Source organism: Candidatus Avedoeria danica, from assembly GCA_016703025.1.
Lineage (GTDB): Bacteria > Chloroflexota > Anaerolineae > Epilineales > Epilineaceae > Avedoeria > Avedoeria danica.
On the sequence record JADJCV010000004.1, the window covers coordinates 309,620 to 323,481 of the forward strand.

The window sequence follows — 13,862 nt, forward strand, 5'->3', positions numbered from 1 at the left end:
CCGCCAAGCGTTTCGGCAAACCCACCCATCGATTCGGCCAACCCGCACACCGCCATCATCACCCCCACCGCGTAGGGGCGACGCATGCGTCGCCCTCCCCCGCCCGCCACATGGGACCGCCTGCGACGCGCTCAACGATCGAATGGGGGCAATTGTATGGATTGGGTGGCCACGGCGACGCGTTCCAGGGCGACGCATGGCGTCGCCCCTACGCGAGCGCGACGCGTGTGGGCCTTCGGCATGGCGTTGCGGTTGACTTCGAGACACCCCGTCATCGCCCCGCCCACAACGGACCCGGCGGGCAGCGGGCGGTGACGACGGCCCATTCGCCGCCTCCCTCGCCGTCGAACGAGTCGGTCCGCACGCGGACGCGTTGGCGGCTGCCGGCGATTGCGACGAGGGGAGGCAGCACGGGGGCGGCGGTGTCGCCGATTCCGCGAGCCACGACGATCGCACCGGCGGCCTCGGCGGCCCGCGCTTCGGCGGCGGCGGAGGCGGTCTGCGCCGGCCACGCCCGCCCATCGCTGATGATGACGATCAGCTTCGCCGCCGATGGGCGGGCACGGACGAGCTCGGCGCGTGCCAGGGCAAGGGCACGGTCGATCGGCGTCTCCAACGACGTCGCACGTTCGACGGTCAGGCCCTCGACGAGCGGCAGCACGTCGATCGGGCGCGTGAACGGCGCGCGCAGCGCAGCCACGTCGCCGACGGTGATGATCGCCGCGCGATCGTCGGGACCCGCGGCCAGGGCGACGAGCCCGCCCGTGGCGGCGGACTTGGCCAAGTCGAGCCGCGTAAGCGCGCCGTCCCGCTCCGCCATGTGGGCGGACGTGTCGATGACCAAGACGGCATCGACGTCGGTGTCGCCCGGACCGCAGCGGCCGAGGAGCGCCACCGGCAGCCAGAGCGTCGCCGGCGTACGGGCGGACGTCGGCGACGGGGCGGTCGGTGCACTGGAAGGTGTGGCGGAAGGCGTGGCGGAAGGCGTGGCGGTCGACGTCCACGTCGGCGGGACGGTCTGCATGCCGTCGATCGTCGGCGAGCCCGTGGCCGTGGCAACGATCGTCCCGTCGACGGTCGGCGTCGGCGATGGCGTGCGCTCCCACGGCAGTTCGATCGTCGGGCTGCGCGTCGGGCCGATCGTCGGCGTCGCACGGCGGGTCGGGGTCGGCGGCGGCGTCGGGGTGGGCGGGGCGAGGGGGAGGGCGGACAGGCGGGCCGCGTGCACGTTGTTGGCCTCGGCATCGGCCGCTGCGTCCACGGCCCGCCATCCACCGGCGCACTCGGCCACGACGCCGCGCGGGTCCACGATGACCGCCACGGTGTCCGCGTCCGCGGGCCAGGCGACGGCAACGTCGACGTACGTCCCGGCGGCGAGGGGTGCCCCGAGCGTCGCCGTGGCCGCCAAGGTGCCGGTGACGAACGTGCGGTGGAAGGCGATCTCGACGCCGCGGCCGGCCGCCGCACTGCCGGCGTTGCCGATCCGCGCCAGCACGCGCGGCGCGCCGGGCGGGGCGCCGGCGTCGCGGACGAGGCGGCCGACGGTCAGGTCGGGCTGGCCGAACGACGGCGCGCCCGGGAGGCCGGCGTCGCGGAACCCGTTGCGCAGCTGCCAGCTCGGCGGGGCGACGAGCGGGATGTGGCCGGCGTCGTCGACGAACGTGTGCGCGAAGGCGTGCTGGTTCCAGACGGGGCGGGCCGGCGCCCAGGCCGGGTTCTCGAAGACCGCCAACCCCGCGTCGGCCGACATGTTGCCGTTGGTGTCGGTGCCGCCGACGCCGACGACGAGATCGGCATGGGCATCGCCGTCGACATCCGCCACGACGGGCATCTCGAAGGTCGTGAGGCTCGGCCGGGCCGTCTGCCAGATGGGGATCCCGGTTCGGCCATCGATGAGCCGCAGCCTCGACCGGTCGGCGTACACGACCTCGGAGGCACCGTCGCCGTCGAAATCGAACGCCGTAGCCGACGTGACGCCGGAGTTGTCATCATCCGTGTCCAGCTGCCACAGGACGCCGCCGGTTGTGTTTCGGGCGGTGAAGAGCTTGCGCCCCGCCACGCCAAAGTCCGCCCGTCCGTCCCCATCGAAGTCGGCGATGACCGGCGGGCCGCCCTGTCCGCCGCGGCCCTGGCGGCAGACGATCGGTGTGTCGGCGAAGCACCGCGATCTGTCGAGCGGCGCACCGTTGTGGTGAAGAAGCTGCACATCGCCGTCGTCGCCGACGATGACGATCTCGGGGTACGGGTCGTCGTCGAGGTTGGCGACGGCGTTGAAGCCGACGCCCTTGGCGGCGCCCTCGAACTGCCACAGCGGCTCGAGCCAGCGGTCCTCGAGGTGCGCCTTGAGGGCAAAACCGAAGCCGATGATCTCCGGCCGCGGCGGACCCTCATCGCCGCTCAGGCCGACGAGGTCGAGATCAACGGCCATCGCACCGGGGGGAAGGCGGCCGAGAAGCTTGCCGGCGGCGTCGAGCAGGACGTCGTCGACGAGGATCTCCGGCCAGCCGTCCGCATCGAGGTCGGCCAGCGACGGGCCGGCGAGGCGCAGGCGGGTGTTGTCGGGGTTGGCCAGCACGGGGTCGCTGCGCCAGACCGGCGTGCCGTCGATGTCGAACGCGAGGACGTGCTCGTACGCGGCATCCACGGCGACGATCTCGGGCGGGCCGTCGCCGAGAAGGTCGCCGACGGCCGGTGCGCTGAACGCGCCCACCCGCCAGTCCGGGGCCGTGACGGCGAACCTGTCGGCGCCCGTGCGCCCGTCGACCGCGCGGAGGATGCCGCTGTCGGGCTCGGTGTCCCGGTCGAGGGTGACGAAGACGATCTCGGCCACGCCGTCGCCGTCCAGGTCGACGATCGCCGGCGACGCCTCGACCTGACGCTTCGTCGGGGACGGCGGCGTCGTGCCGGGCAGCGGCCACCGCCACTTGGCGCGCGGGGTGGCGATGCCGGCGGTCGCGCCCGGCGCCGCGCGGCGGCAGAGGCCGGCGGTCGTTCCGACATTGTTCGTCACGTTGCCCTCGCCCACCGTGCCGCTGTCCCGAACGCTGACGAGTACGGGCGCATCGCGGAACGGCAGCCGGCCGCCGCCCGGCGCGCCGATCCCGACGGTGCCGAGCGGCGGCACGTCGTCCGGCAGGAAGGCGTTCGCCAGGACGGTGTCGGCCCCCGGTTCGAACCGCCGGCTGCCGTTCGCGTCGGCGAACCACGTCACGGTGATCGGCGCGCGCGACGAAGCGGCGCCGACGTTCGTCACGGTGACGGCGAACGTGGCGGTCAACGCCAGGGTCTGCGCGTTGTGCAGCGCCGGCGCCACACGCAGGCCGCCGATCGCGAGATCCGGCCGCCGGACGGGCGTTGCGGGCACGGGCGTCGGTGTCGGGGGGCGGGGCGTGGGCGTCACGACCGTCGGTTGCTGGCGGGGGCTCGGGCCGGAATCGAAGGCGCTGCGCGCTGATCGGGCGAGCGCGACATGCCAAGCGAGCGCGACCGCGGCGGCCACGAGCACGGCGGCGATGAGGCGGTGTCGGGGCGTCGCGGGGCGGGGCGGCATGGGGGAAGTGTAGCGTGCGCATGGGACGGGGTCACCGGCAGCCGGTGGCTGCCGCCGTCTGCGCCGTGCCGGCGGCCGATCCCCGCCCGGCGTTGCCCACGGCCGCTCCCCAACGTCGCGCCCCAATGCCGCTCCCAAAACCGGAGGAGCCGGCCCGGTCATGGCGACCGGACCGGCTCCTCGTCATCGAACGCGTTCGAGCGACGCCGCGCGCACGTGGCGCGCGTACCGTCAGCGCGTCGCGCGCTCGTGCACGCTCTCGAGCACCGCGCTGCCCGTTATGGCCGGCGGCGGCTCCTCGACACCGAACAGGGCCGTGCGCAGCAGCGCCGGCAGGAACACGCCGTCCGGGGTCACCGGGACCGGCGTCGGCACCGTGCCCGTCGGGTACCAGCGGACCGGGACACGCATCATCTGCGGCGAAGCGGTCGGGCCCATGAACAGGACGCCGGTGCTCGGCTCCGTCCGGCCGGCGACGGCCTGCGCGTCCGGACAGACCCGGATCATCGTCCGCTTGCCGGCCTCGATCGAGGTCGGCGGGTCGGTGACGCCGATGTCGTCGCCGTACGTCGCATCGATCGTCAACGTGAACGTCGTGCCGTTGCCCGGCACCGTGAAGCCGTGCACGAGGACGACGTACTCGCCGGACGGGCTGATGCTGTCGAGAACGACTTCTTCGTCGGCGTTCGGGGTGGTCGAGCTGCCGACCTGCTCGTTCGTGAAGTTGAACGTGCCGTCGGCGTTGTTGTCGTAGAGGACGAAGAGGTCGAGGTCAACGCCGTCGTCGTTGCCGTCGACGGTGAAGCTCAACCGGGCCGCTTCGCTCTCCAGCGTGTAGGTGTAGCGATAGCTGGCCGCGGCGGCGACGTTCTGATCGTCCTGCTTGGCCGGTTGATCGGTCTCGACGACGGGCGGATGCATTCCGTAGGCCATTACGGCCAGGTCGTCGATCGGCAGATCGGACATGAGCGCCACTTCGGTGCACGCCGGCCCCTCGAGGACGACCTCGCCGGGCGTGATCCGGATCGAGCCGACGGTCGTCTCGAACGGGATCTCGATGGACGAGCCGCTGAAGAGGACGTTGTCGAGCATGAGCTCGTGCAGTCCTTCGCCGGCCGGCGCCGAGACCCAGTCCTCGTTGCCGCCACTCGAGGTGTTGAACGCCCAGCGGCCGTCCCCCTGGATGTTGCTCGACGGGCTCTGCGCCAGCAGCGCGAGCGTATGCGGGCCGTACCAGGCGGTGTCTGCGCGGTTGCGCGTCTGCCCGTCCGCCTCCGGCTCGCCGTTGGCGGGGTGCGTCGGGTCCGTGTACCGGTCCATCGACGGGCCGTACAGGCGCGTGTCGATGTCCGTCATCTTCTCCGACGGGTCGTCCCAGCGGGTCCTGGAGATGAGGTACGAGAGCGTGTTCTTCGGCGGCTTGGCGGCATCCAGGAGGAAGTAGCGCCAGTCGCCCGACTCCGGCCGCCAGCCCCAGCTCTGCGCGCCGGCGACCGCACCGTTGTTGTACGGCGCGTCGCGGTCGTCGCCCTCGGCACCGCCGAACGTGACCGGGCCGTTCCAGCCGTACGACGCGGCGACGTTCACGTTCACCGGGATCGTCAGGCGACGGCCGGGCAGCTCGTAACCGCCGCGCGGCTCCTCGGGTGCCAGCTCGGCGAACACCGGGACGTCGCCGCCGGCGGTGTCGCGCGCGTAGTCGGCGAAGATGGCGCCGACGTAGCTGCCGTACGCGGCGTCGGCCGGGACGCTCATCGTCGCGTCGACGGTGAAGGTGCCCGGCGTGCCGCCGGCGGCGGCCGGGATCGTGACCGTCGAGTCGCCGGTCGAGAGCCACGGCCAGTCGACGTAATCGTAGTAGTCAACGCGCAGCGTCAGGTCCGTGACCGGCATCTTCGTGCTGCGGCCGCGCTGATCCCATGTGCCGCCCGCGTTGAACCACGCTTCCCAGTGCGACAAGCCGATGTAGATCCCGTTGCCCCACCGCTCCAGCGGGTGGTGAACGGTGACGAGGTGGTTGTTCGCGTCGTTGTTCAGATAGGCGAACCGCATGTACTCGCCCTGCTCGATCTCCGATGCGCCGTAGTCGAGCATGTTCGAGATCTTGGCGGGGTTGCCCGGCGGCGTCGAGTCCAGCGTCTGGGTGTAGAAGTCGCTCAGCTTGAGGTCGACGACCCCGTTGCCGTTCGCGTCGTTCCAGAGCTTCTGGTTGTCGTTGCGGTCCGTGTGCTGATACACCGTCAGACGCCAGATGTTGTCGGAGATGAGGTAGGACTCCTTCGGCGTTCCCGGGCGCCACGGGCCGACGTCAGGCGCCTCGAAGTCCATGTCCTCGAGCGGATAGGCCATCCGCACGACCATCAGGTCGGTGCCCGCCGGAACGGCGTCCTTGTCGATCGGCACGAGGTACTGCGGCGCGTTGAAGGACGTCGGCGAGCCGACCTCCTCGGTCACGGTCTTGGACGTCCACGGGATGTCCGTGTGCCCGACGCGGCGCAGCCACTGGCCGGACACCTTGACCTCGACGGGCTTGTCGTCCGCGTTCGAGAGCGTGAACGTCTGCTTGGCCTGGGAGCCGCGCGTCTGCATCTTGGCGAAGGCCGGGTAGGTCTTGCCGCGGTAGCCGCCGGTCGTCCACTCGGACGGCATGGACGCGACGCCGTACAGGCCGCCCGCGATCCGCGCCGCGTCGGCGGCGTCGAGCACGCCGGCGCCGGTGACGAAGGCGTCGTAGCCGTTGAAGCGGCTGCCGGCCATCGCGATCGAACGCGCCTCCTGCCAGGTCGGCCAGCGCCCGTGCTTGTCGTCGAAGGCCTGGTAGATCAGGGACATCAGGCCGGCGGCGACCGGCGACGAGCGGCTCGTGCCGCCCCATGTGCCGTTCGCGAACTCGCCGTCCCGCTTGAACTCGGGCTGGTTCGCGTTCGTGACGACGGCGTTCAGCGGGCTCGAGCCCGAGGCGTACGCGCCGTCGGCGGCCAAGCTGGCGCCGGCGCCCAGCAGGGCGATCGGGCCACGGTCCGACCACGGCGTGATGTCGCCGAACGTGATCTGCTTGGTGTCGTACGCCGAGTCCCAGCCGGTCGAGCCCATCTGGGTGCTGGCGGCGATGCCCATGCCGGTGGCCGGCTTGGGCACCGGGATCGTGCCGTAGCCCGGGCCGCCGTTGCCGTTGGAGTACAGCCCGGTCGACGTCGGGTTGAACGTCCGGACGTAGTAGTCGATCGCGTGCGAGTAGAGGTCCCAGCCGTCGTCGTCGTTGCCGGAGAAGCCGTAGCTGTTGGACGTGATCTGCGGGTCGTCCGACGGATCGGCCGGGTCGGCGCCGAGGACGCCGAAGCGCCAGCCGGCATCGAACGACGGGTCACCGCCGGAGTAGATGTTGCCGACGGAGATGATCTTCGCTTCCTTGCCCATGCCCGGATTGAGCGGCATCGGCTTGTGGTTGCCCGGCAGGTCCTGGAACTGGAGCGACACCGCGTCGGGCACGCCGAGGACGCCCCGCGAGGCGACGTTGGAGGCGCACAGCGTACCGTGGCCGCCCGTGTCGGCCTGGATGGCGACGTACATGCCGGCGGCGGGCTTCTCGTCGGCGAGTCCGAAGAGGTAGGAACCGGGCGGCGTCGACTGGCCGTCGGAGATCCAGTAGACCGTGCCGGCCGAGAAGTCGGCGATGCCGTTGCCGTTGATGTCCCGCCATGCGACGGGGTTCGCCTTGGTCTGCGGCATCTCATCCGTGAAGTCGCGGTCGAAGTCGAGGTCGACATACACCGTGTCGTACACGCCGGACGCGTTCGCGTCGACGACGATCATGTCCATGTAGCGGGACACGACGAACGGCACCGCGTTCGGCTCGCCGCCGAGCGGGCGGATGTTCGCGTCCGGGTGGTAGCCGTGCAGGATCCGGCCGCTCTTGGACGGGGGCATGACGAACGAGCAATTCGGCGGCAGGAACACGTTCAAGTTCTGGTTCGCCGGCCGGACGATCGCCCGCGACTGGACGCAGCCCGTCAGGACGCTCGTGCCGTTCACCATGGCGGCGGTCGGCGTGACGACGTTGGACATGAGGACGAGGCCGCCGGCGCCCTGCTGCGCACGCGGCCGACCCTGGGTCACCGGGATGCGCACGTCCTGTGACCACAGGTTGACACCATACGGGTCGAAGATCTCGGGCCAGCCCGTGTATGGCCCCTTCTCGTAGACGGCGTACGTGCCCTGGAGGTCGGGATGGGCGAAGTCGACCGACGTGTCCAGCACGGCGACCTTGACGCCCTTGCCGGTGTAGCCGAGGTCCCAGGCCTCCTTGGCGGAGTGGTTCCGCCAGATGTCGTGCCAGCCCTTGGGCTCCGGGCCACCCTTCGCGCTCGGCGCCGGCTTGGCGCCCGCGCTCGAATCGTTCTCCGGGCGGATCGTCGGCGGCGCTGCCTCGGCCTGTGCGCGCAGCTGCACGGCCTGCTCGGGCGAGATCGCCTCGTACGGGACGGTCAGGCCGTCCATGTCCATCGGCTTGGGAACGAAGATCGCGCCGGTGGCGTCCTGCGACGCGTCCGAGACGCGCGCGACGCCGGGCAGCGCCGCCAGCGCGCCGAGCTTGCCGACCGGCACCTCGACGAATGCCACGTGCTCGCCGGCCGGCATCGTCCAGGCGTGGTGGCGCGAGGTCAGCGCGTCGAAATCGACGGCGCGGTCGGACTGCACGTAGGTCATGACCACGTCCGCCGCGTCGCCGTCCTTGGCGATCGCGGTCAACCCGCTGTCGAGCTTCTCGACCGGCGAGCGATCCGCCATGTCGGCCAACACCTCGGCCGGCGAAGGGCCGGCGGCGACAGCGTCGGCCGGCGGTTGGGCAGCCGGCGATCGGCCGGCCGCGTAGAGCGCGGCCAGGGGCAGCGCCAGCAGCGCCGCGACGATCGCCAACGGAACAAGGGCCACCCGCAGGCGGCGCAACACGTCGATCATCCTCACCCTCCTGTTTGAGCCGCCGGGCGCCGCATCGGCATCCGACAACACGGTCGTTCAAATCCGGCCGATCGCGTTCGGCCGATCAAATCCGGTCGCTGCAAATGCCGGTCGTTCAAACCCCGGTCCAGTTGAATGCCGGTCGATCCAATCGGGTCGCCGCTGGCCGGGGCCGATGGCCGGCGGCCGCTCGGCGCGGTTCGATCCGAGGCGGTACGATCCGCGCCTGACCGGTCCCGTGCGGAGCGACGTCGGATGGTACAACGAACCAGCCCGCCGCAGGCGTGACGCAGCATGCGTGCGGCTTGCGGACGGCGGACGATCAGGCGCCCGCCGGCGCGGTCCCGCCGGCCGCTGCGACGGCCGAACGGAGTGCTTCCCAGTCCGGGTTGTCGCTCACATCCGCGGCGTAGCGCGCGTAGCGCACGCGGCCCGCGCGGTCGATGACGAACGTGCCGGGGAGCAGGAACGGATCGCCGGTCGGGACCCGGGGCAGGATGCCCTGCGCCGCCAGCTGCACGCCGCGCGCGACGGCCCGCGGGTGGACGATCTCCCACGGCAGCGCGCGCCGCATGCCGAACGCTCGGTGGGCGGACGTGTCCGGGCTGACGAGGACGTCGACGCCGGGCGCCGCCTTGCGCCCGAACCGCACCGCGTGCTCGGGCTCGCCGATCGCGACGGCGACAACGCGCGCGCCGAGCGCCTCGAGCGCCGGCCGCTCGCCGGCCAGCTCGCGCAGTGCGATCTGGCAATACGGACAGCCGAAGTGGCGGATGAACAGCAGGGCCGTCGGCCCGTCCGGCCAGCGATCCGCCAATCGGACGATGCCGCCTTCGGGGTCGAGGACGGTGGCGTCGGGTGCGGGATCGCCTGGCGCCAGCCGAACGCTCATCATCACCTACGCCGGATTGACGACATGCGCTGGGTCGGTCTGCGCCCGGCGCATGTCCCCCGGCGCGGCCCCCACGGGCAGCCGCAACAGGAACAGCGACGGCCCGACCGCCATCAGCGAAAGCACCCCGCCGACGAAGTACGGCACCGGCGGCCCAACGCTGTAGAGCACGCCCGCCAGCGCCGTGCTGGCGATGACCGAGAGGTTGGCCGCGCTCTGGTACCAGCCCAGCACGGCACCGCGATCCTCGTCGGCGACGGTGTGCGTGGCCAGCGTCTGCAGCGGGGGCATGGCAAGGCCCATCCCCATCGCAAAGAAGAGCGCGGCGAACGGCGTCAGCGCCGGGCCGCGCGCCGCCATGTAGAGGAACATGCCGATCGCCCTGAGCACGTTCGCGCCGATCACCAGGCGCGCCTCGCCCCACCGCCGGAGCGCGCGCCGAAGAACGACGAGCTGCGTGATGACCTGCGCCAGCCCGACGATGCCGAGCACGGCCCCGACGGCCAGCGCCACGTAGCGCTGCGGCAGCTTGGCGAACAACACGTCGTCGCCGTAGAGCGCGAGCGTCGACTGGAGCAGGCCGAGGGCGAACTGGCCAAGGACGGCGATGCCGAGGACGAGCATGAGGTTGCGGTTGGCGAGCACGGCCGCCACGTTCAGTTGACGGCCGCCGCGGGCGGAGCGCTCCGCGGCGAGCCGAGCGCGTACGTCGGGCGTCAGCGTCTCGCGCAGCGTCAGGCGGGTCAGCAGCGCCGTCCCGAGCGTCGCGACGGTGGCACAGGCGAACACGACCTCCGGCCGGAAGATCGAGCTGAGCGCACCGCCGAGCGCCGGACCGACGATGAAGCCCATGCCGAACGCGGCGAAGATGAGACCGAGGGCCTGCGTCCGCCGTTCGCGGGGCGTGATGTCGGTGACGTACGCCTGGGCGACGGTGATGTTGCCGCCGGTCACGCCGTCCAGGATTCGGCTGACGAACAGCACCCACGGCGCGAACGCGAAGCCGAGCAGCACGAACGACAGCGCCGTCCCGATCTGGCTCACGACGAGCACCGGCAGCCGCCCGATGCGGTCCGACCACCGGCCGAGGATCGGCGCCGCCACGAACTGGGCGGCGAAGAAGCTCGTCACGAGGAGCGTGTTCACGATCGGCGAGATCGCGAATCGCTCCTTGGCGAAGAGCGGCAGCGTCGGCAGCACCATGCCGGCGCCGACGATGTTCACGAAGACGATCGCCAGGATCGTGAGGAGGCGGCGATCGCGTATCGGTTGGGCTTCGGGCACCGGCGAGGGTCCTTCGGGCGATGGGCGGATGCAGGCAGTCAGCACGTCGACGACAGCCGGTGCCGCGTTACACGCTTACCCCTGCACCGCCGCCAGGCGGGCCGCCAGCGCCTCCCGGCCGATCTGATAGACCGACTCGCCGCGGTGTGCCTTGAAGCCGAGGCGATGGTTGATGGAGAGCATCGGGTCGTTCGAGTTCGCGTTGCCGGTGACGACGGTCTTCGCCGCGGGGTAGGTGTCGCGGATGTAGAGCAGCATGGCCGCCTTCAGCCACTTGCCCAGACCGCGGCCGCGGTGGTCCGCATCGACGCCCGTGAACTGCTGCATGACGCGGTCAGGGCGACCGGGTGAGTAGTTCACGTCCGTGATTCCGGAGATCGTGCCGTCCGGCTCGCGTGTGATGAGCGTGTGCAGGCTGGCGTCGATCTTGTCGTACCGGGCGTGCATGTCATGGAGGTCCTCGGGCCGCATAACGATCTCGCCGTGGTCGAGGTCGTCGTGCGGCATCGTGTTCAGCTGTTTGGTCAGCGCGGCACAGTACGGCACGATCTCGGCCTCCGGCACCCGGTGTTCCCAGAAGACGAGCGATGTATCCGGCGAGCGGCGCCGGCCCTCGGCCGCCCAGCGCTCGACCATCGCCCAGTCGACGTCGGCCAGCGCGAGGCGGTTTTCGGCCGCCTCCAACTTCACCTCGGCGCCGAGCCACGCCAGGAAGGCCCGGCCGTCGTCCTCGTTCGTGCCGGCCGTGAGCACGGAGCGATCCCGCGCGACCAACTCGTCCGCCACGAGCCGAACGATCGCGGTGCCGATGCCGCGGCGGCGGTGGGCACGGAGCACGCCGCCGCCGCCCCACATCAGATGCCCGTTCGTCGGGAGCATCGGCCCGTCCACGACCCAGCTCGCGCTGGCAGCGCCGACGACATCGTCGCCGTGCGCGACGAGCCAGCGCCGGTCAGCGCCGCCGAGCTGCGGCGTTCGGATCCAGACCTCGACATCGGCGTCGGGTGTGACCGGGTCCTCCGGCTGCGACTCGGCGTGGCGCCGGCGCCGGTAGGCGTGGAAGCGCATCCAAAGGGCGGCATCGGCGGTGGGCGGATCGAAGTCGATGATCGCGTAACCTGCGGGCAGCGCCACGGCGGTCCTCCGGGTCGGTACGGACGGTTGCAGGTAGCATAGCGCACAATCCGGCCCAACCGTGACGCGTATGGGCCGAGTGGCGGATGCCCTGAAGCTGCGGGGATCCCCGCAGCTTCGGGCGTCTGAGAGGCTGCCTGAAAAGCCGCTACCCGGTCGTCGTCTCCTCGTCCTCGGGCACGAGGAACTGTTGGCAACGGCTCTGCTGGGAGTCCTCGCCCGTCGCGTCGAGGGCGGCGCAGCCGGCGGCGACGAGGTCGCGCAGCCTGGTCACGACGGCATCGTGCTCGCCGTCTGCGTTCCACTTGAGAATCGCGGCCGAGAGCGTGCCCATCCGGTCGCCATTGCCCAGCGCGAGCGCGTCCTGGTTGGCCATCAACTCGGTGAGGATCTTCGTGGCCTCGGTCTCGAACGTCGCCTCGTCCTCCGGGGCGAGCCGGAGGAGGGCGCGCAGGTAGCTGTGGCCCCAGCGGAAACGCGTCATCGACCCCTGGGACGTCTCCCATGCCTTGCGGTACCAGCCGATCGCGCCGGCCGTGTCGTCCTTCTCCTCGGCGATGCTCGCGAGCTCGAGCATGTAGTAGTAGGGCTGGAGCGTCGAATCGAGCTTGGTGTTCAAGAGCTCCTCGGCGGCGGCGTCTTGGCCTGTCTCCTGGAGCATCCAGACCATCGTTCCCATGACGGTCTGCATCTCGCCTGCGTCGGTCACGGTCTCGCTGGACCACTTCACGCGCTCGGCCACGCGCTGCACGAGGTCCGCCGGCAGCGGGATGGGCGTGGGCTCGGCGTCGGCGGCGTCGGCGGCGTCCGCGGCGGCCCCGTCGACGGCCGCGGCCGTCGGGGTGAGCTCGCCGGTCGCAGTCACGACGTCGCTGGCGGCGGGCGCCGCGGACGCCTGCAGCCGAGCAAGAATGATCTGTGGGTAGAAGGCGGTCAGCCGGTCGTCGACCGTCATCGCCTCGTCGTCTTCGATCGCCCGGGCCGCGGCCGCCCAGGCGGCACCGAAGGCGTCGCGGTCGGGGCCGGGTTCGGGGAAGAGCATCGTGGCGGTTTCCTCGGACCAGTAATAGATCGTGTTCGTGTTCGCCGAGCGCTGCGCCGGGTCGGTGAAGACCTCGGCCAGCCCGGCCAGGAGGGCGGTCGCCTCGTCGGCGGTCGGTGCCGGGAGTTCGGGCGTTTCGCCTTCCTCGGCGGCGCCCTCGGCGTCCGACCGGGCGGCATGCAGTGCCTCGATCCAGAGGCACAGGAAGCGGTTCTTGGCGACGTTCAAGGTCGCCGGCGTTTCCTGCCACAGGCGCTTGAACAGCGCGAGCTTGCGGTCCGTGTCGAGTTCGAGGACGCTGTCCTGGTCCCAGGCGTAGAACGCCAGCAGGTCGAGGTCCTCCCCGGCGGCCGTCGCCGGGCCACCGGCCTCGACGGCGGCGAGGACGTCCGCGATCGGCATCATCTTCGCCTTGGCCGAGGTGAGGACGGAGGCGTACTTCTCGGCGTCGATGCCGCTGGTCAGGCGCATGATCTCATCGCCGTCCGGGTTGAAGACGATGACCGTCGGGTAGCCCTTGACGTCGAACTTCTCCCCCCAGATCTGGGCGCGCTCGGTGTCCCCGTCCAACTCGAGCGCCAGGAACTCTTTGCTGGCGGCGACGAACTCGGGCCGGTGGAAGACGCGCGTCTTCAGGTAGTAGCACGGCGGGCACCACACGGCGCCCCAGTAGAGGAAGACGGGCTTGTTCTCGGTCTTGGCCGTGTCGAACGCCGTCTGGACGTCGCCCTTGAACCAGGCCACCTCCTCGTGCGGCGTCTCGACCACCGGCTCCGTGGCCACCACCGGCGGTGCCGAGGCTTCCTCGGCCGGCATGTCGGTTTTCGTCTGGCATGCGCCGAGCGCAAGCGCAATGGTGAGCGCAAGCAAGCCCTGCGCGCTGCGGGCAGCCGCCCGCCGGTGGGTCTTCATCGTCGTGATCTCCTCTTCGCCGCATGCGTCCATCCGACGGACGGCTCCGCTGGGCGCTTCGGCCGTCTGAGTGTAAAGAACGCGGGTGC

At 71.3% G+C, this 13,862-nt stretch carries 6 protein-coding genes; all 6 read right to left on the reverse strand.

Annotated features, from left to right (window positions below; translation table 11 throughout):
- Positions 1–271 precede the first annotated feature (271 nt).
- The gene (locus IPG72_04680) at positions 272–3,550 is read right to left on the reverse strand and encodes a VWA domain-containing protein (protein ID MBK6768316.1); all 3,279 of its coding nucleotides are present in this window, start codon (positions 3,548–3,550) and stop codon (positions 272–274) included.
- Between the two features lie 231 nt (positions 3,551–3,781).
- The gene (locus tag IPG72_04685) at positions 3,782–8,509 is read right to left on the reverse strand and encodes a S8 family serine peptidase (GenBank protein ID MBK6768317.1); all 4,728 of its coding nucleotides are present in this window, start codon (positions 8,507–8,509) and stop codon (positions 3,782–3,784) included.
- A gap of 322 nt (positions 8,510–8,831) precedes the next feature.
- Complete coding sequence (locus IPG72_04690; protein MBK6768318.1) at positions 8,832–9,404, reverse strand: AhpC/TSA family protein; 573 nt, start codon at positions 9,402–9,404, stop codon at positions 8,832–8,834.
- Between the two features lie 3 nt (positions 9,405–9,407).
- Positions 9,408–10,685, reverse strand: a complete 1,278-nt coding sequence (locus tag IPG72_04695; protein ID MBK6768319.1) for an MFS transporter — start codon at positions 10,683–10,685, stop codon at positions 9,408–9,410.
- Positions 10,686–10,760: 75 nt separating this feature from the next.
- On the reverse strand, positions 10,761–11,819 hold the full coding sequence (locus IPG72_04700) for a GNAT family N-acetyltransferase (protein MBK6768320.1): 1,059 nt from the start codon (positions 11,817–11,819) through the stop codon (positions 10,761–10,763).
- A gap of 148 nt (positions 11,820–11,967) precedes the next feature.
- On the reverse strand, positions 11,968–13,773 hold the full coding sequence (locus IPG72_04705) for a thioredoxin family protein (GenBank protein ID MBK6768321.1): 1,806 nt from the start codon (positions 13,771–13,773) through the stop codon (positions 11,968–11,970).
- Positions 13,774–13,862: the final 89 nt, after the last annotated feature.